15 protein-coding genes and 1 riboswitch are annotated in these 18023 nt (G+C 64.2%); of the genes, 9 read left to right on the top strand and 6 right to left on the bottom strand.

What is annotated here, in order from left to right; all coding sequences use genetic code 11:
* Positions 1-31: 31 nt before the first annotated feature.
* Positions 32-619 (top strand): peroxidase-related enzyme, encoded by a 588-nt coding sequence (locus EKK97_RS18980; RefSeq protein WP_159554311.1) that lies wholly within the window; start codon positions 32-34, stop codon positions 617-619.
* Positions 620-635: 16 nt separating this feature from the next.
* Here the strand turns inward: EKK97_RS18980 and EKK97_RS18975 are convergent, their stop codons facing one another.
* The gene (locus EKK97_RS18975) at positions 636-1322 is read right to left on the bottom strand and encodes a hypothetical protein (protein ID WP_159554309.1); all 687 of its coding nucleotides are present in this window, start codon (positions 1320-1322) and stop codon (positions 636-638) included.
* Positions 1323-1447: 125 nt separating this feature from the next.
* Positions 1448-1555, top strand: a riboswitch (TPP riboswitch).
* On the opposite strand from EKK97_RS18975, the gene EKK97_RS18970 reads away from it, so the two are divergent.
* The 3 genes from EKK97_RS18970 (at position 1545) to EKK97_RS18960 (ending at position 5019) form a co-directional block, all read left to right on the top strand.
* Positions 1545-2933, top strand: a complete 1389-nt coding sequence (locus EKK97_RS18970; protein WP_159554307.1) for a sodium:solute symporter family transporter — start codon at positions 1545-1547, stop codon at positions 2931-2933. Its footprint overlaps the riboswitch before it by 11 nt.
* 65 nt (positions 2934-2998) lie before the next feature.
* Positions 2999-4690, top strand: coding sequence for a dihydroxy-acid dehydratase (gene ilvD / locus EKK97_RS18965; protein ID WP_159554305.1), 1692 nt, complete (start codon positions 2999-3001; stop codon positions 4688-4690).
* Between the two features lie 140 nt (positions 4691-4830).
* Positions 4831-5019, top strand: coding sequence for a hypothetical protein (locus EKK97_RS18960; protein ID WP_159554303.1), 189 nt, complete (start codon positions 4831-4833; stop codon positions 5017-5019).
* Positions 5020-5114: 95 nt separating this feature from the next.
* Here the strand turns inward: EKK97_RS18960 and EKK97_RS25035 are convergent, their stop codons facing one another.
* On the bottom strand, positions 5115-5297 hold the full coding sequence (locus EKK97_RS25035; RefSeq protein WP_236551288.1) for a helix-turn-helix domain-containing protein: 183 nt from the start codon (positions 5295-5297) through the stop codon (positions 5115-5117).
* Positions 5298-5690: 393 nt separating this feature from the next.
* Between EKK97_RS25035 and EKK97_RS18950 the strand changes: the two genes are divergently transcribed.
* The 5 genes from EKK97_RS18950 to EKK97_RS18930 all read left to right on the top strand — a co-directional run bounded on the left by EKK97_RS18950 (position 5691) and on the right by EKK97_RS18930 (position 10970).
* On the top strand, positions 5691-6650 hold the full coding sequence (locus EKK97_RS18950) for a TAXI family TRAP transporter solute-binding subunit (RefSeq protein WP_159554301.1): 960 nt from the start codon (positions 5691-5693) through the stop codon (positions 6648-6650).
* Between the two features lie 81 nt (positions 6651-6731).
* Positions 6732-7178: a DUF1850 domain-containing protein gene (locus EKK97_RS18945; protein WP_159554299.1), complete on the top strand. Its 447-nt coding sequence runs from the start codon at positions 6732-6734 to the stop codon at positions 7176-7178.
* A 9-nt stretch (positions 7179-7187) separates the two neighbouring features.
* Positions 7188-9209 (top strand): TRAP transporter permease, encoded by a 2022-nt coding sequence (locus tag EKK97_RS18940; protein ID WP_159554297.1) that lies wholly within the window; start codon positions 7188-7190, stop codon positions 9207-9209.
* A 121-nt stretch (positions 9210-9330) separates the two neighbouring features.
* Positions 9331-9840, top strand: a complete 510-nt coding sequence (gene purE, locus EKK97_RS18935) for a 5-(carboxyamino)imidazole ribonucleotide mutase (RefSeq protein WP_159554295.1) — start codon at positions 9331-9333, stop codon at positions 9838-9840.
* Between the two features lie 11 nt (positions 9841-9851).
* The gene (locus EKK97_RS18930; RefSeq protein WP_159554293.1) at positions 9852-10970 is read left to right on the top strand and encodes a 5-(carboxyamino)imidazole ribonucleotide synthase; all 1119 of its coding nucleotides are present in this window, start codon (positions 9852-9854) and stop codon (positions 10968-10970) included.
* Here EKK97_RS18930 and EKK97_RS18925 read toward each other — a convergent pair.
* From EKK97_RS18925 to EKK97_RS18910, 4 genes are all read right to left on the bottom strand, one after another.
* Entirely contained in the window at positions 10954-13035 is a 2082-nt protein-coding gene (locus tag EKK97_RS18925) for a putative bifunctional diguanylate cyclase/phosphodiesterase (RefSeq protein ID WP_159554291.1), read from the bottom strand. The two genes, EKK97_RS18930 and EKK97_RS18925, sit on opposite strands and share 17 nt — an antisense overlap.
* Before the next feature lie 11 nt (positions 13036-13046).
* Entirely contained in the window at positions 13047-13562 is a 516-nt protein-coding gene (locus EKK97_RS18920; protein WP_159554289.1) for a YfiR family protein, read from the bottom strand.
* Complete coding sequence (locus EKK97_RS18915) at positions 13559-15553, bottom strand: TonB-dependent receptor plug domain-containing protein (protein ID WP_159554287.1); 1995 nt, start codon at positions 15551-15553, stop codon at positions 13559-13561. Before EKK97_RS18915 ends, EKK97_RS18920 begins: the two co-directional genes overlap by 4 nt.
* 415 nt (positions 15554-15968) lie before the next feature.
* A complete protein-coding gene (locus tag EKK97_RS18910; protein ID WP_159554285.1) occupies positions 15969-17990 on the bottom strand; it encodes a PhoX family protein in 2022 nt (673 codons plus the stop codon).
* Positions 17991-18023: the final 33 nt, after the last annotated feature.

The following is an 18023-nucleotide window of genomic DNA, read 5'->3' as shown; positions in this document are numbered from 1 at the left end:
GAGCGAAGTGACAACGACAAGAGATAACGCCATGCCAGCACCACTCAGCCGCTTTCCGGTACCCGAATCGATCCAGGACCTGCCCGAAGACATATGCGATGCCATTCTCGCCGTGCAAGAGAAGGCCGGCTTCGTGCCTAACGTCTTTTTGATGCTGGCGCATCGTCCCGACGAGTTCCGCGCCTTCTTCGCCTACCACGATGCGCTGATGGAACGGGAGTCCGACACCCTCACCAAGGCGGAGAAGGAGATGATCGTGGTGGCCACCAGTGCCCGCAACCGTTGCCTCTACTGTGTGGTAGCCCACGGCGCGCTGGTGCGCATCTACAGCAAGGATCCGCTGCTGGCCGACCAAGTGGCGATCAACCACCGCACCGCGCCGCTCAGCGAACGTCACCGAGTGATGCTCGATTTCGCCCTGCACTGCGGCCTGGAGGTAGGGGAACTCACCGACGAATGGCAGGCGCGTCTCACCGAGGTCGGCTTCACCCATGACGACATCTGGGATATCGGCGCCATCACCGCCTTCTTCGGCCTCTCCAACCGCCTGGTCACCCTCACCGGCACGCCGCCCAACCCTGAGTTCTACCTGATGGGACGGGTGCCGAGGGAGAAGTGAGAAGAGAAGCGAGGGCTCAGCGTGTAGGGGCCAGGTGGCGGCACGCCTCCAACAGCATCAGTACCGGCTCGAGCTGGCTGACGTGTAGAACGAGTACGCTGTCACCGGATGCGCCCTCGGCGGGGCACACCACGGCGAACTCGCCCTCCTCGAGATGGAACTCGTGAATCTCGCGAGCGCCATCCGGTGTTTGGCAGTGGATCGAGCGGTAGCTGTCGTCCTCGCCGTAAGTCAGGCGGTGATAGACCTTGAAGAAGGTGTACAGCGAAAGGCCACGCTCGAAGGCGGGCCAGCGGGCGGGAATGGTGCGCGTCTCTTCGTCGAGCACCTGCCCTTTGGCCTCGGCGGCAGCGATGGCCTCGGCCAGCGGCCCGGCCAGCAACGACGTCTCGTCATGCGGTAATGGGGCGGCTTTCTCGAAGGCCTGCTGGAAGTGCAGGCGCACCCGATCGAGTTCGTCGAGTGAGGCAATGCGCTTGTCGCTATGGGCCAGGTCGGCCGGGTCGAAGCCTCCGTTCTCCCAGCCATGGATGACGCGCAGCGTCAGATGGCCGCCAGCCAATGGCTCGCAGACCAGCGCCTGCAGTGCGACCCGCAGGTGCAACTGGCGCTCGACGGCCAGGTTGTCGAAAGCGGAGTAGGGGTCGGCAAAGATGTGATGAAGGCGCCCTGGGGCGTGTTCCTTGGCTTCGCTGAATGGCATGACAGGTTCCCTGCGGGGAGGAGTGTCTGGTTTTTTCGCTGTTATATCAGTTATATCATTCCAGGGGCTCGAGGTCATATCGGCCCGTATGGGGCCAGCTTGAGCCTTGCGAAGAAAAATTCATTCACTGTCGCCAGGGGAGTCTCGCTGCGGCGAGGCTGAGAGAGCGCCTACGCTGACCCTGGAACCTGATCCGGTTCATGCCGGCGGAGGAAGTGCGACATGTCATACCTGACGTCTGCCGTACTCGGCGCGGCGCTGCTATGCTTTGCGCTACTGGGCCTGCGGGCTCGCCGGGCCGACGGCCCCCTCGACGACTACGTCACCGCCCGCAATTCCCAGTCTGCCTCGACCTTGGGGTTGTCGTTCCTGGCTTCTGGGATGGGAGCATGGATCCTCTTCGCGCCGCCGGAGATCGGTGCCTTCGTCGGCCCGGTGGCGCTGGCGGGCTACGCCATCGGTTCAGCGCTGCCGTTCATCGTGCTGGGGCTCTACGGCCCCGCGATTCGTCGCCACCTGCCTGAAGGGCGCAGCATCGGCGAGTTCGCCGAGGCGTGCTACGGCGCCGGCGTGCGCCGCTGGGTATCGCTGATCTCGATTCTCTACATGGCCTGCTTTCTTGCCGCCGAACTGACCGCCATCGGGGCGATCACCGCGCTGCTTTCCGACGTGCCCCCCGCGCTGGTGGTGATCGGCGTGGCCGTGACCACGCTGCTCTATACCGCCATCGGTGGGCTGCGTGCGAGCCTGGCCACGGATCGCTGGCAGGCCTGGCTGCTGATCGTGTTGTTGCTGGTGGTGGGCGGCGTGGCGCTCGTACGCCTGCCCGAAATGCCTGTCCAGGCGGCCTTGCCGGCCATTCCCGTCGGCAGCGCGCTGGGCGTGGCGCTGACGCTGATCATCGCCGTGACCGCGGCCAACCTGTTCCATCAAGGTTACTGGCAGCGGGTCTGGGCGGCTCGCGACGAGCGTGCCCTCAACCGCGGTGCCTGGCTGGGCGGGGCGACCACCGTGGCGGTGGTCGCCCTGGTGGGTGGGCTTGGCATGTTGGCGGCGATGAGTGGCGTGTCGCTCGGCGAGCCGCCGATTCCCTTCTTTGCCCTGTTGGCCGAAGCGCCGGGTTGGCTGGCGTTGCCGGCCCTGGTACTGGCGGTCACTCTGGTCGCCTCCAGCGTCGATACCCTGCAGAACGGTATTGCTTCGCTGGCGGTGGCGGGGTCGGGCAGGCGAGGGTTATCCATCGGTGCGGCGCGGCTGGTCACCGTGGTGCTGATGGTGCCGGTGGTGATCGTGGCGCTGCAAGGGCTCTCGGTGCTGCGGCTGTTCCTGATCGCCGATCTGCTGTGTGCCGCCATCGTGGTGCCGGTGCTGCTGGGACTGTGGCAGCGTATGACGCCGCTGGCGGCAGTGGCGGGAGGCGTGGCGGGCATGCTCGGCGCGATTCTGCCGGGCTGGGTGGCATACGGCAGCGCTGCGGCGGGTGTGTTGGCGGCGAGCTTTCCCGATAGCATTCCCACGCTGCCGCCCTTCCTCGGGGCACTGGTGGCTTCGACTCTGGTCAGCCTGACGATCGCCTGGCTCAAGCCCCGCGCCATGCCGCGCACCGTCTGAGCATTTGCCAGAAGGCGCCATAACGACCAACCTCAGGGGTGCGTAACCGAAACGGAGAGCGCCCCATGAGCGATACCCCGGACCCGCGCCGTCGCCACTCCGCCCCGGTGGTGGATGGTGTCGGCAAGTCTGCCAGCCGTGCCATGCTGCGCGCGGTGGGCTTTTCCGACGAGGACTTCAGCAAGCCCCAGGTGGGCATCGCCTCGACCTGGAGCATGGTCACACCGTGCAACAGCCACATTCATGAGCTGGCCGAGCGAGCCCGCGACGGCGCCGATGCGGCCGGTGGCAAGGGCGTGATCTTCAACACCATCACCATCTCCGACGGCATTGCCAACGGCACCGAGGGAATGAAGTACTCGCTGGTCTCGCGCGAGGTGATCGCCGATTCCATCGAGACCGTGGCTGGTTGCGAGGGCTTCGATGGGCTGGTGGCCATCGGCGGCTGCGACAAGAACATGCCGGGTTGCCTGATCGGCCTGGCGCGCTTGAATCGCCCCAGTGTGTTCGTCTATGGCGGCACCATTCGGCCCGGTGCCAACCGCACCGACATCGTCTCGGTATTCGAGGCCATGGGCGCCCACGGCCGCGGCGACATCGACCGGATCGAGCTGAAGCAGATCGAGGAAACGGCAATTCCCGGTCCCGGCTCCTGCGGTGGCATGTACACCGCCAATACCATGGCCTCGGCGATCGAGGCGCTGGGCATGAGCCTGCCCGGCAGCTCGGCGCAGGAGGCGGTGTCCCAGGCCAAGCGCGCCGATTGCGAGGCGGCCGGTGCCGCCGTGCTCGAACTGCTCGAGCGCGACCTCAAGCCCTCCGACATCATGACTCGCCAGGCGTTCGAGAACGCCATCACCGTGGTCATTGCCTTGGGCGGCTCCACCAATGCGGTGCTGCACCTGATCGCCATGGCCAGTGCCGTGGGCGTGCCGCTGTCGCTTGCCGATTTCACCGCGATTGGCCGCCGCGTGCCGGTGCTGGCCGACCTGCGCCCCAGCGGGCGCTACATGATGAGCGAGCTGGTCGAGATCGGTGGCATCCAGCCGTTGATGAAGACTCTGCTCGAGGCTGGCATGCTGCACGGCGATTGTCTCACGGTGACGGGGCGCACGCTGGCCGAGAACCTGGCCGGAGTCGAACCCTACCCCGAGGGTCAGCAGATCGTCGCACCGCTGGATGCCCCGCTGAAGGAGGAGAGCCACCTGCGCATCCTCTACGGTAACCTGGCGCCCCAAGGAGCGGTGGCCAAGATCAGCGGCAAGGAGGGCACCCGGTTTTCCGGCAGTGCCCGGGTATTCGGCTCGGAGGAGGAGGCCCAGGCGCGCATCGACGACGGCACCGTAGCTGCAGGCGACGTGGTGGTGATCCGCTACGAGGGCCCCAGGGGTGGCCCGGGGATGCGTGAGATGCTCACGCCGACTTCGGCGATCATGGGCCGCGGCCTGGGCAATTCGGTGGCGCTGATCACCGATGGGCGCTTCTCCGGCGGCAGCCACGGCTTCGTAGTGGGACATGTCTCGCCCGAAGCCTTCGATGGCGGCCCGCTGGCGCTGGTGGAGGATGGCGACGCCATCACCATCGACGCCGAGGCCGATACCATCGAGCTGCATGTCGATGAGGGAGAGCTTGCCCGCCGCCGTGCGGCTTGGCGACAGCCCGAGCCGCGCTACACTCGCGGCGTACTGGCCAAGTATGCGCGCACGGTCAGCTCGGCCTCGACCGGGGCGGTCACGGACCTGCCCAAGGAGCCATGAGCCATGAGCCATGAGCCAAGAACCAAGTGCCAGGAGGCCCCGTTTGGCTTTCCGGCAGAGCTTGGCTAGCTTGATCGAGTACGGATGCGGGGTGCCGCACCGTGCGAGACGAGTCCAATCGCAACGCTCAGGGAGGTCCTATGAAAAAGGCGAGCAACAAGCAGGCGCGGGTGGAACCCATCTACGAGGCGAGCGACCTCAACCAGACGGTAATCGGCTGGAACGTAGTCGACGAATCGGATCCCGACAACGAGGTGGTCGTCTCCGAGCACGAGACTCAGAGGGAGGCCATTCAGGCCGCCGAGGCATTCGAGCAGCGTGAGAACTGAGTGCCGCCGTTTTCTCTGGCGGCGTCAAAACGACGCCTCGTCCTTGGACGAGGCGTCGATGTGTCTGAGCCAATCACAACGGGAACCCGGCGGCCCTAGTAGTTCAAGGCGCCTTCCGGATCGATGGTGTGATAGACGAGGCGTAGCTCATCGAGCGAGAGATGCTCGAGGCGGCCGGCCAGCAGATCGCTGATCTTCTGTGCCGGAAGTCCGGCGCGGCGAGCGATCTCGCGGCAGCCGAGGTCGGATACGGCGATGAGCCGTGTAACGATGCGCATCAGGCGTGTGCGCTTTTCCAAATCCCTGACATCGAGGTCAGGGCAACTTCGCGGGGGTCGAGAGGTTCCGCGTTGGAAGTGTGTCGTGCCGTACTCATGATTCTCCAGTGGGCGGTTGCGACAACCACATCATGGGGGCATTTCGGCAATTTTGCCAGTGCCGATTCGCGACTTTTTCGTGACGCTGCGACGCATGCTGCTCAGTGCACGCCCCGACGGCCTGTCGGGCTAAACCGACCTTGGTGGGATTGCCGAAAATCCTTCAGAACGTAGAAACTATCGATTAGCCTCTCAGTGCAGGGGCGTGCTAGCTTTTGTCAGGTAAACGACCGGTTTCCCCGGTGCGTTCCAGGAACAACCATAAACGATCCGGTTTCAGGACGGAGGAGACTCATGCGCGCTCTCAAATATGTCGCGGCCGCTTCGCTGATGGCCACGGCCCCCCTGGCCGCTGCCCAGCAGCTCTCGATCGCCACTGGCGGCACCGGCGGCGTCTACTATCCGATCGGCGGCGGTCTTGCCGAGATGATCAACAACCACATCGAGGGAGCCAGCGCCACGGCGGAGGTCACCGGCGCCTCGGTGGAGAACATGGGCCTGATCATGCGCGGTGACGCCGACCTGGCGCTGGTGCTGGCCGATACCGCCTACCAGGCCTACAGCGGCTCCGGCGACTTCGAAGGTCGCCAGATCGAGAACACCCGCGCCCTGGCGTCGGTCTATCCCAACGCGGTGCAGCTTGTCACCCTGGCCGATTCCGACATCCAGTCGCTTGAGGATCTCAAGGGCAAGCGCGTCTCCGTCGGCGCGCCGGGCAGCGGCACCGAGCTCAACGCGCGTGCCCTGTTGGAGGCCAACGGCATCACCTATGACGATTTCACGCCGCAACGCCTGAACTTCAACGAGACCGCCGACGCCATCCGCGACGGTGACATCGACGCGGGCTTCTGGAGCGTGGGACCGCCCACCAGCTCGATCCTCAACCTGGCTGCCACGCGCGACATTCGCCTGATCGGCTTCTCCGATGAAGAGATCGAGAACGCCCGCGAGGCCGAGCCGGTCTTCGCGCCATACGAGCTGCGCGCCGGCATGTACGAAGGCATGGACGAGGCGGTGCGGACCATCAGCATCCCCAACGTGCTGGTCGTCAACGCCGATATGGACGAAGAGCTGGCCTACGAGCTGACCAAGCTGCTGTTCGAGCGTACCGACGAGCTGATCGCGGTGCATCCGGCGGCCAACGACACCACCGTCGAGTTCAGCATCGACTCCACTCCGGTTCCCTTCCACGACGGCGCGCTGCGCTACTATGAGGAAGTGGGTGCCGAAGTGGCCGACCACCAGCGTCCGTAAGGTTCGCCCTGTCAGGCATCCATGATGCTTGCCTCGAACCTGCGCAGGAGTCGCCGTGCCCTTGGGCCGGCGACTTTCTGCGTGTTGGCCCTGTACTGTGTCACGGCCTGGGCCGATACTTCGCGCCTGGAAGTGCTCGACGATCACGGCAATGTGCTGGTGACGCTGCCGATGCCGGAGGGCGAACGCTGGTGCCTGGAGTGGAATCACTCCGTAACGGGCATTCGTGTGCAGGATTGCTATCGCCACGACCAAGGGAAGATGGTGCTGGAGCGCAGCCACCAGCCGGATTTTGCCGCTGGCCTCGGCCACGTACCGGGGCGGGGCCGCCAGGTTTCGGACGGTCAGGGCGGCTATTGGATCGAGGATATCGACGAGCCGGTGCCCGGCAACCGCTATCGACTACGGGTCGGCTCCGCCAGGGTCGACCATAGACTGCTGCATGAGGGACGTCGGACCAGCCTGAGCGAACTGGCGGCCGGCGAGCGGGTGACGATCCACCTGCGCACCCCTGATTCCACCCCCTGAGAGGCGCGCATGAGCGAATCTGCCAACCCTCCTGTCACCGTACCCGGTGGCAATGCCATCCAGCCCCGACCAATCCTGTGGTTGATCACCCTGGTCGCCGTCGGTCTGTCGCTATTCCAGCTCTACTCGGCGGGCATCCAGCCGCTGGGCCTGTTCTATCAGCGCAGCATCCACCTGATGCTGATCATGATGCTGGCATTTCTGATCTTTCCCGTCTTCGGTCCCAATCGCAGACGCGGTGTGCTGGGCTGGGCCATCGATGCGATCTTCTTCGCCGGTGCGCTGATCACCGGCGGCTACCTGGTGCTCTACCTGGACGAGATCATCCGTCGCGCCGGGTTCTGGAGCCAGACCGATATCATCGTCGGCTGCATTGCCACCATCACGGTGCTGGAAGCCAGCCGTCGCGCGGTGGGGCTGGGCATGACCATTATCGGTGCGCTGGCGATCGTCTATGCCTTCGCCGGACCGCGTGGCGAGCTGCCCTGGCTGGGCGAATGGCTGCCCGGCATCCTCGGACACCGTGGCTACAACATCGATCGTGTGGTGGGTCAGCTCTACCTGGGCCAGGAGGGCATCTTCGGCCTGCCGCTGGGCGTAGCGGCCACCTATATCTTCGTCTTCGTGCTGTTCGGCGCCTTCCTCGAGAGCACCGGCGCCGGCAAGTTCTTCATCGACATGGCCTACGCCGCCACCGGCCGCCAGCGCGGCGGTCCGGCCAAGGCGGCGGTCATCGCCTCCGCCGGCATGGGCTCGATTTCGGGCAGCGCCATCGCCAACGTGGTGACCACCGGGGCTTTCACCATTCCGCTGATGAAGCGCCTGGGCTACAAGCCGCACCAGGCCGGCGGTATCGAGGCCGCCGCTTCCACCGGCGGCCAGATCATGCCGCCGCTGATGGGGGCCGGTGCCTTCCTGATCGCCGAGTACACCAACACGCCTTATCTCGACGTGGTCAAGGTCAGCATCCTGCCGGCAATCATGTACTTCGCCACCGTCTACCTGTTCGTGCACATCATCGCCCTGAAGCAGGGCATGCAGGGCCTGCCCCGCAGCGAGCTGCCGCAGATGCGCGACGTGATGCGTGAGGGCTGGCACTTCCTGCTGCCGTTGGCGGTGCTTGTCTGGCTGCTGGCGATGCACATGTCGCCGATGCGGGTGGGTTTCTATGCGGTTATCACCATGGTCGCCGTGGCCGCTCTGCGCTATGCCATCTGGTTCCTGTTCGTTGCGCCGCAGCAGGGCCAGCCGGTCACGCTGGCTAGCACCGGCCGGGTGGTGTGGGCCGGCGTCGTCAAGCTGATCGAGGGGCTCGAGCTGGGAGCGCGCAACGCGGTGGCGGTGTCCATGGCCTGTGCCGTGGCCGGCATCATCGTCGGCGTGGTGGGCCTTACCGGACTGGGGCTGAAGTTCTCCGCCATGATGATGGCTTTCTCGGGCGGCAACATCGTGCTGGCGCTGCTGATGGTGCTGCTGGCCAGCCTGATCCTAGGCATGGGCTTGCCCGTAACCGCTAGTTATATCGTGCTGATCGTGCTGGTGGGGCCGGCGCTGACTGCCGAGTTCGGCATCCCGCTGCTGATCGCCCACCTGGTGGTGTTCTGGTATTCGCAGGATTCCAACGTCACACCACCGATAGCGCTGGCGGGCTTCGCCGGAGCGGCTATCGCCGGCAGCAAGCCGATGGCCACCGGGGTGCAAGCGTGGAAGTTCGCCAAGGGCCTCTACCTGATCCCGGTGTTCATGGTATTCAACCCCGAGATCATCATGGGCGGTCCGCTGCACGTGCTGGCCTGGAACGGCGTAATTGCCATACTCGCCTTGGGAGCCTTTGCCGCGGCACTGGAGGGCTACCTATTCACCCGCATGTCGTGGTTGCCGCGCATTGCCATTGCCGGCGCGATCGTGGCGGTGTTCTACCCGAGCTTCCTGGTCGAGGCCGCCGGCGTGGCGGTGATGATCGTTGCCATCGGTGCCAACTGGCTGGCCAGCCGGCGTGAAACTCACCCGGCAGGAAGCGGAGCCGCCTGACGGCAGCCGACCGCTTCCGACAGGAAACGGTCGGCTGCCCGACTGGTCAAGATGACGGCGCCTGCGGGCGCCGTTAGAATACCTGCCCTTCGAATTCTCAGCGCCATTCCGGGAGCCACACATGCAGTCCAACGAGCAGCCACGCGTAGGCGTGATCATGGGGTCGAAGTCCGACTGGCCGGTCATGGAGCACGCCGTGGCGATGCTCGAACGCCTGGGCGTGCCCTACGAGACCCGCGTGGTGTCGGCGCATCGCACGCCGGACCTGCTGTTCGACTACGCCAAGAGTGCCGCCGGGCGCGGCCTGCAAGTGATCGTGGCCGGCGCCGGTGGGGCCGCCCACCTGCCGGGCATGGTCGCTTCGCAAACGGCGCTGCCGGTGCTCGGCGTACCGGTGGAGTCCAAGGCGCTGAAGGGGTTGGACTCGCTGCTCTCCATCGTGCAGATGCCGGGCGGCATCGCCGTGGGAACCCTTGCCATCGGCAAGGCCGGGGCGACCAATGCCGGGTTGTTGGCGGCGCAGATCGTCGGCCTTCAGGATGCCAAGGTGCGTGCGGCCGTGGAGGCGTTCCGCGCCGAGCAGACCCAGTCGGTGCTCGACAATCCCGACCCCCGCCCCGACAGCGAATGAAGGAGCGAACCATGAACATCGGCGTACTCGGTGCCGGCCAGCTCGGCCGCATGCTGGCCCTGGCCGGCTACCCGCTGGCCAACCGCTTCACCTTCCTCGACACCACCGGCCACCCCAGCGCCGGGATCGGTGATGTCATGATCTACACCGACCAGCATCACCTGCTCGACGACTTCCTGGCCAAGGTCGACCTGGTCACCTACGAGTTCGAGCACCTGCCCGTGGCGCTGGTGCAGGCCATCGAGGAGGTCAAGCCGGTCTATCCCTCGAGCGAGGCGATCCGTATCTGCCAGAACCGTGCCGAGGAGAAGGCGCTGTTCGACCGCCTGGGCATTCCCACTCCCGCCTACCGAATCGTGGAGAGCGCCGAGGCATTGGAAGCGGCTGCCCGCGAGCTAGGCACGCCGGTGGTGGCCAAGTCGGTCACCGAGGGCTACGACGGCAAGGGCCAGGCGGTGCTGCGCGACCCGGGCGAGGCGGCCGAGGCTTGGCGTTCGATCAATCATCCGAAGCTGATCGTCGAGGCCTTCGTCGATTTCGTGCGCGAGGTGTCGATCATCGCCGTGCGCGGCCGCGAGGGCGAAGTGGCTTTCTATCCCATGGCCGAGAACCTGCATGTCGACGGCATCCTGCGCTACTCGCTGGCGCCCATGCCCGACCTCGACGAGTCGGTGCAGCAGACCGCCGACGGCTATATCCGCGCGCTGCTCGACGAACTCGACTACGTCGGCGTGCTGACCCTGGAGCTGTTCCAGACCCGTGACGGCAAGCTGCTGGCCAACGAGATGGCGCCGCGGGTACACAACTCAGGCCACTGGACCATGGACGGCGCCGTCACCAGCCAGTTCGAGAACCACCTGCGCGCCATCCAGGGCCTGCCGCTGGGCGACACCTCGGCGCGCAAGCCGACCTGCATGGTCAACGTGATCGGCCAGGAGGGCGACCCGGCGGCGATACTCGCCATCACCGATGCCCATCTGCACCGCTACGACAAGAGCGAGCGCCCCGGGCGCAAGCTCGGCCACGTCAACCTGGTGGCCGAAAGCCACGCCGAACTGCTGGAGAAGGTGCACGCCTGCGCCTGGCTGCTGCCCGAGGCGCCGGAGGCGCGCTTTAGCTTCGAGGGTTGATGAGCGACCGGTTGTAGGCTTGCTCGATCAATTCCCGGGTGGCGTCGGCTGACATGGGCTCACCCAGGTACAGCCCCTGTGCCTGGCTACAGCCGATCGTCGCGAGGATGTCTAACTGTTCTGCGTATTCGACTCCCTGGGCAGTGATGTCGAGACCCAGCGTTTCGCCGATGGCGACCATGGCGCTAACCAGGGCCTGGCTGCCCGGATCCGGACTCAGTTGCTCGATAAAGCTGCGCGCGATCTTGATCCGGGTGAACGGGAAGCTGTGCAGGTAGGAGAGCGATGAATAGCCCGCGCTGAATCCGTCGAGAGCCAGCAGGAAGCCCGACTCCAGCAGTCGTTGCATGCGGACGCGGATCACCTCGGTGATTTCCAGCAGCGAACTTTCCGTTAGCTCCAGTTCGATATCGCCGCGGGAGAGAGTAGAGGCGCGCAGTATCGAGACCAGGCCTTCGATAGCCTCATCGTGTTTCAACTGTTGCCCGGAGAGGTTGAGGCTGAGCTTGAGGCCAGGGGCGATGCGTTTCCATTCGGCCAGTCGTTGGCTGGCCTGCTGCAATATCCACTCGCCGATAGGGAGGATCAGTTCGGTGTTTTCCGCGACGGGGATGAATTGAGCGGGAGCGATCTGGCCTAGTTCGGGATGATCCCAGCGCAATAACGCTTCGAATCCGACCAGCTTGCGGTCGGCGGTTGTGTATCGGGGTTGGTAATGCAGCTGTAGCTGATTCGACACCAGGGCTTCGTGCAGGTCGTTCTCTATTCTGAACAGGTTGTCGAGATAGGTCGCCGACTCAGGGCGATAGATACTGTAGCCGTTCTTTCCCTTCTCCTTGGCCTGGTACATGGCAATGTCCGCGTACTTGACCAATAGCTCCTTGTCCGCGGCATGCTCGGGGCACAGGCTGGCACCGATGCTGCCGGTGACGAATACCCGTTTACCCTGCAGTTGGTAGGCCGGCGCCATCAATTCGACCAATCCCTGGGCGAGCTGCTGAATCTGGTCTCGCGTGGCATCGCCTCTGGCAATGATGGCGAACTCGTCGCCACCCAAGCGACAAGCGATGTCGCTGTCGCGAACCCCGTTCCGGAGCCTGGAAGCCACCTGGCGCAGGAGCTCGTCGCCCATGTCGTGGCCCAGGGTGTCGTTGATTTTCTTGAAGCCATCGAGATCGATCATCAGTACCGCGCAGCCATCACCGTGCCGGCAGGCCTGGTCGATCACCTCATCCAGCCGCTCCTTGAAGAAATGGCGGTTGTGAAGACCCGTGACGCTGTCGTGATAAGCCAACTGGTTGAGCCGCGCTTCGGCCGCTCGGCGTTGACGGAGTTCTTCCTTCAGCCGCACGTCGTACCGTTGCAGCTGATCCATCATGCCGTTGAAGTCGCTGGCCAGCCTGCCGACTTCGTCATTCGAGGCGACAACGGCACGCAGGCTGAAATCCTGCTGCTGGCTTACCTGCTGTGTCACTCTGGAGAGATGGAACAGCGGCAAGGTGATGCGGGTGGCGAAGCGCCGCCAGATCAGCAGCGACAGCAGCAGGGTCAACAGGATGGCGAGAATTCCGAATAGCAGCTCGAAAAGGATGCTGGAAAACAGCGGCGCCAGGCTGTACTCGAGGGCAACGCTGCCGATACGTTGCCCGTGCAGGACGATGGGCTTGTGGAGCTGTACGCTGCACCAGGAGAACTGCAGGCTGCTCGACTCCGGCACGACCGATACAGTCGCGATGCCATGGCGACAACCGAGGCCGGCCTGCGAATGGTAGTCGGCCAGCCGAGTGCCGTCGGGGAGCAAAACGGTAGCATGTAGAATGTCGGGTGCGGCGGCCAGTGACGAAAGCACTTCGGCGGCGTCCGCTTCATCGCCGAACAGTATGGCGGCGGCGCTGTTGCGACCGATGACATCGGCCCCGACATGCATGGCGCCGCTCAGCGCCCGGTACTTGTCCCAGGTGTTGTAAGCCAGCGTTCCCAGCATGAGGATGGCCAGGGCCAGGGCGGTGAGACTGACACCGTAAGCGACCAGCTGCGTGCGAATCGATCGTCGGCTTTGCTTCATCGTGTTCCGCCTCATCGGGTGGCGACATGGCGCGCCAGCTTCAGCAGCCGGGCGCTGATGTGCATCTCGGCTTGCTGGGCGGCCCATAAGTTGACTTCGAAGGCGACCCGATTTCGCAGCGTACCCATTTCGATCATTGCACCACGGTCGGCCAGTCCCTGCGCATCGGTGATCGTCAGGATCGGGGCTGAGCCCAGGTGTCTCAGCAGCACATCGATCTGTCGGCGCTGGTTCTCGTCGAAGTAGAGCGAATGGCAGAACGCCAGATCGTCGCCAACGGCGACGTGGACCACCCTGATGGTGATGCCGTGGCGCACCGGCTGACCCTCCAACTGGTGCAGTTCGTTGTCCAGCGAGGTGCGCCCCAGGATGCACAGGTAGAAGGGCTGCTCCAGCGCGATGGGCCACTCGGTGAAGCGGATGAAGTTGTAGATATAGGCGGCCTTGACGGCACGCTCATCCAACGACTGCGCCGAGGCTGTGGTTGCCCACAGCAGCAGTGCCAGAAGGAGGCCGACGAACCTCATGGGAACCGGTACCCCAGCCGCAGCCAGACCGTGCGGCCGTCCTGGGCCAGCAGCCCATTCTCGTCGCCGAAATATGAGACGTGGCCATAGCGGGTGTCGAACAGGTTTCTCACTCCCAGGGTGAGGGTCGTACCGGGCAGTGGCTCCGATGAAGTCAGGGTCAGATCGGTGAGCGTGTAACTATCGAGTGGTTCGTACGCCAAGCTGCGGTGTTCGCCGACGTAACGCAGCGCCAGACTGGCGCGCAGCCGCTCGCCCAGCAGCGGTGTCGATACTTGGAGTTTGCCGATATGGCGGGGTACGTTGGGCATCTCCCTGTCCTGATTGTCCTCCGCGTGCTGCCAGGCATAGCTGAGCCGAAGCGTCCTGGCACCGGGCCACTGCCATTCGGATTCCAGCTCGGCGCCCCGGATCGTCTGCGACTCCACCCCGAGGAAGTCCAACGGCAACCGGTCTACGCGGTAGCGGTACAGAGAGGCGAGCAGGCGGCGGTTGTCCGTGGTGTGCTCCGCCACCAGCTCGGTGGTGCGTACCCTGGATGGCTGATCGACCTCGCTCCGGACCTCGTGGATTGGGATGAGCCGGCTTGCCTGGCCATAAGAGAGCTTGAGCGACAGCTCTTCCCAGGGGGTGTGAATCAGCGCCAGGCGCGGGTTGAAAACATCCTGGGTAGTGTCGAGCGACCGATAGTGACGGCGGTCGTAGCGTCCGCCGACGCTGGCGCTCAACGAGGGAGTCAATGCGATCCTGTCCTCGCCATAGAGACTGAGGGTGTCGCCGTTATCGAGTGCATCCCTCATATACCACAGTTCGCTGCTTGAAACGGCATGGATGCGAGTGTGGAAATCCTGCTGCTCGTCGACGCGGTATTCGCCGCCGAACAGGATCTGATGCCTCTCGAGCCCGAGGTAGATCAGCTTGCTATCGACGCCATACCACCGGCCGTTGTTCCAAGAGTCTTGCGTCATGCCAAAATCGGGATAGTGCGCTCGACCGCTGAACAGATAGTCGCCATAGTAGAGCCGGGTGGTCGTGCGCCAGTTCAGGTCCAAGTCCGCGTCGTAGCCGAGATTGACGAAACGATTACGATCCCTGTTGCGATATTCCATATCAAAGATCGAATTGGCGCTATTCCGCCACTTGTCCGCGGTAGCGGCTTCCAGTGACCATCCCCGGTAGTTTCCCTTCAGGAACAGACGTTCGCCAACCAGGTCGGCATTGGCGATGGTGTCGCCGTCATGATAGTGGCGCACGCCGTCGCTGGTGAGGCGTGAGGCCGAGATCAGCCACTCCGCGCCGTTGGCGAATCGGTTGCCCCAAGTGACCCGGGCCTCTCGCTCATTATGGGAACCTGTGGTCAGCTCGGTATCGAAGCCCTCGAAGTCCCGTCCCTTGCGGGTGATGATGTTGATCACGCCGAGAAAGGCGTTGTTGCCGTAGATGGCCGAGCCCGGGCCGGGGGCGTATTCGACCCTTTCGATCAGGGAGGTGTCGAGATAACCGTCTTCGGCGATGAAGATCTGATTGTAGTAGTTCTCCGCGGCGGAGTAGCCGTCGATCAGAATCATGATACGGCCGGCATACTCACCCGGTGCACCGTAGCCGCGCCCACCCAAGTAGCTGTAATCGCGGTCCCGCGTAATATGGATACCGCGCATGCTGTCGAGTATCTCGGCGATGGTGCGGTAGCCGAAGCGGCGAATTTCCTCGGCGGTGACGACCGATACGGCGGACGGCGCATCGACCATCTGCTGCGCGAAATAGGTCGCGCTGGTTACCTCGGTTTCCGCCAGTTCCTCAAGTGATAACTGGGTGAGGGCCAGGGGGCCTGAGATGGCGTATGCCGAGCCCCATGGGCTGGCATGCAGGCAGAGCGCTGCGAAGAGAGCGAGCGCCGTGGTCCTGGGAAATATCGATGCCTGCGTCTTCAGTGGCGATGAGTGGGCAGGTGGGGAAAGTGCCTCGAAGAGGGAGTGAATCAAGTTCAACATCTAATGTGAAGTATTCCTCGGCTCACTGTCTGTGCACAAATCCTTCTAAGCACAGATTCTTGTCCACGCTGCTCGAAAGCCATTTCGAAGTAAAAGTAATAGGTATATAGTAAAGGGCGGCCAAAGAATAATTGAGGTCAATGTATAATTTGGAAGCACGGTTTCAGGATTTTCTCAACTTGAGAGCTCGCTGTCATGAGAATTAAATCGTCGTTTGTCTCATTAATTGACGATTTGCAAGAAAGGGCATGTGGTATGGCGGCCATATCGGGTCGGGAAAGGACGGGGATGAGAAAGAGAAGAGCGAGAAAAGAATAGCGAGAACGCGAAGCAAAGCAATAGGCGCATCAAAGCGCTGATGCGATAAAGAGAAAACGCCGCTGACATGGGCAGCGGCGTTGTGCGGCGAGGACGATCAGGCGCCGATGATGCCGCCGTCCTCGCGCGTTATCACCAGCGTGGCCGAGCGCGGGATGGCGTTGCCGCCATCCGGCCAGTGGCTGGTCAGTTCGCCCGCGGCAAATGCCTCTGCTTCGGTGGTGGCGCCGGGGTGCTGCACGTTGACGAACATGGTGCGCTGGTCCGGTGTGGTGACCACGCCGGTTATCTCCTGGCCGATGGGGCCGGTGAGGAAGCGTCGCAACTCGCCGGTCTCGGGGTTGGCCACCAGCATCTGGTTGTTGCCGAACACCTCATGGATACCGGTGTTCATCACCGACTCGCTGATGTCGGTCTGGATCCACACGCGGCGGTCTGCATCGATCCACAGCCCGTCGGGCGAGGCCAGGATGGCGTCCTGGTCGAGGGGCTCACCATTCAGGTCGCGGCCACTCTCCTGGTCTCCCGCCAGCAGAAAGATATCCCACTGGAAGCGCTCGGCGGCATGGGTGCCGTCTTCCTGCCAGCGAATGATGTGACCGAAGTGGTTCTCGGCGCGGGGGTTGGCGGCGTCGACTTGCTCTTCGCTGCGGCGAGTGTTGTTGGTCAGGGTGAAGTAGACCTGGCCGGTAGCCGGGTCGACCGCGCCCCACTCGGGACGGTCCATCTTGGTCGCCCCGACGTGGTCGGCGGCGCTGCGGGCATTGACCAGGATGTCGGCCAGGTCAGCGAAGCCGTTCTCCGGCGTCAGGCCGTTCTCGCCCGGCGCCAGGGCCAGCCATTCGCCGCTGCCATCGTCGTTGAACCTGGCCACGTAGAGCGTGCCTTCATCGAGCAGCGAGCCGTCGGCGCTGGCAGCCTGATAGGGTCGGGCCGATACGAACTTGTAGATGTACTCGAAGCGGGCATCGTCGCCGGAGTAGCAGACCACCGGTTGGCCTTCCACCGCGGGAGCGAAGATCACTCCCTCGTGGGCGAAGCGACCCAGGTGGGTGCGTTTGACCGGGGTGCTCTCGGGATCGAAGGGGTCGATCTCCACCATGTAGCCGAAGGCATGGGGCTCGTTGCGGTAGTCGTCACGCGGCGAGTCGCCGCGCGAGGTGGCATCGAAGCGCACGAACTCGTCGGCGCCGCCCTCGGCGCGGTGCCATTGGTAGCGGCCTTCGGCGCGAGTGGCGATGCCGTAGCGGGCCTGGCGCCGGTCGATCTCGGCATCCTCGTTGGCGAAGTAGCCCGACCAGTTTTCCTCGGCGGCGAGGTAGGTATTCCAGGGCGTGACGCCATGGGCGCAGTTGTTGAGGGTGCCGCGGATCATGCTGCCGTCGGGGCTGTACTTCGTCATCACATGCTCGGTGCCGGCCACGGGGCCGGCCAGGCGCATCGGGGTCAGGCCGGTGATGCGACGATTGTAACGATCTTCCACCACCTGCCATTGGCCGTCGCCGCCCTGGCGCACGCGAATTACCGAGACGCCATGGGCGTTGAGTTCCTTGCGTACCTGGTCGGCATCGCGGGAGCCGTCCTCGCGCTGCGGGAAGCCCTCGGAGTCGAGCGCCAAGCCACTGGCCGCGGCATGCAGGAAGCGCGGCTCGACGTATTCGTGATTGAGCACCAGCAGGCCGTCGCGGGAACTGCCATCCAGCGGGAAGAAGTGCATGCCGTCGTGGTGGCTGCCTACCTGGTGGGCCTGATCCTCTCCGCTCGCTTGCAGCGAGAAGGCCGGCATGGAACCGCTGATTGGCGTACCCCACGGAATGAAGGTCTGTACCCGGTAGCCCTCCGGCACTACCACGCTGTCGCCGGTACCGACCGGAATCGCCTTGAAGCCGATACTCGGTGACGGTGCGCCATTGCCTGCGGCCAGGGCGCGGCCGAAGGGCAGGCTGGTGGCCATGGCACCGGCGACCGCCGCCGCCAGGCTACCGCGCAGCAGCGTGCGGCGACTCATGCGTGCCTCGAGGATGTCGCCGAAGTACACGTTGCGGGATGCGTTGCTCGCCGGCTCGTCGCCGGCGGCAAGAATCGGGTCGACGTGTCCGGGCTTGTACGACTGGTTCATGAGTGGCCTCGTGCTGAATAAGAGATCGACGAA

This window comes from Billgrantia tianxiuensis (genome assembly GCF_009834345.1).
Taxonomy (GTDB): domain Bacteria; phylum Pseudomonadota; class Gammaproteobacteria; order Pseudomonadales; family Halomonadaceae; genus Halomonas; species Halomonas tianxiuensis.
Note: the sequence above shows the minus strand (reverse complement) of the source record. Positions and strands in the feature narration are given on the sequence as shown.

Bases quoted from the DNA above. Each gene is read 5' to 3' on its own strand.
- EKK97_RS18980 (WP_159554311.1), top strand. From the start codon at position 32: ATGCCAGCACCACTCAGCCGCTTTCCGGTACCCGAATCGATCCAGGAC.
- EKK97_RS18975 (WP_159554309.1), bottom strand. From the start codon at position 1,322: ATGCCATTCAGCGAAGCCAAGGAACACGCCCCAGGGCGCCTTCATCAC.
- EKK97_RS18970 (WP_159554307.1), top strand. From the start codon at position 1,545: ATGTCATACCTGACGTCTGCCGTACTCGGCGCGGCGCTGCTATGCTTT.
- ilvD (WP_159554305.1), top strand. From the start codon at position 2,999: ATGAGCGATACCCCGGACCCGCGCCGTCGCCACTCCGCCCCGGTGGTG.
- EKK97_RS18960 (WP_159554303.1), top strand. From the start codon at position 4,831: ATGAAAAAGGCGAGCAACAAGCAGGCGCGGGTGGAACCCATCTACGAG.
- EKK97_RS25035 (WP_236551288.1), bottom strand. From the start codon at position 5,297: ATGCGCATCGTTACACGGCTCATCGCCGTATCCGACCTCGGCTGCCGC.
- EKK97_RS18950 (WP_159554301.1), top strand. From the start codon at position 5,691: ATGCGCGCTCTCAAATATGTCGCGGCCGCTTCGCTGATGGCCACGGCC.
- EKK97_RS18940 (WP_159554297.1), top strand. From the start codon at position 7,188: ATGAGCGAATCTGCCAACCCTCCTGTCACCGTACCCGGTGGCAATGCC.
- purE (WP_159554295.1), top strand. From the start codon at position 9,331: ATGCAGTCCAACGAGCAGCCACGCGTAGGCGTGATCATGGGGTCGAAG.
- EKK97_RS18930 (WP_159554293.1), top strand. From the start codon at position 9,852: ATGAACATCGGCGTACTCGGTGCCGGCCAGCTCGGCCGCATGCTGGCC.
- EKK97_RS18925 (WP_159554291.1), bottom strand. From the start codon at position 13,035: ATGAAGCAAAGCCGACGATCGATTCGCACGCAGCTGGTCGCTTACGGT.
- EKK97_RS18920 (WP_159554289.1), bottom strand. From the start codon at position 13,562: ATGAGGTTCGTCGGCCTCCTTCTGGCACTGCTGCTGTGGGCAACCACA.
- EKK97_RS18915 (WP_159554287.1), bottom strand. From the start codon at position 15,553: ATGTTGAACTTGATTCACTCCCTCTTCGAGGCACTTTCCCCACCTGCC.
- EKK97_RS18910 (WP_159554285.1), bottom strand. From the start codon at position 17,990: ATGAACCAGTCGTACAAGCCCGGACACGTCGACCCGATTCTTGCCGCC.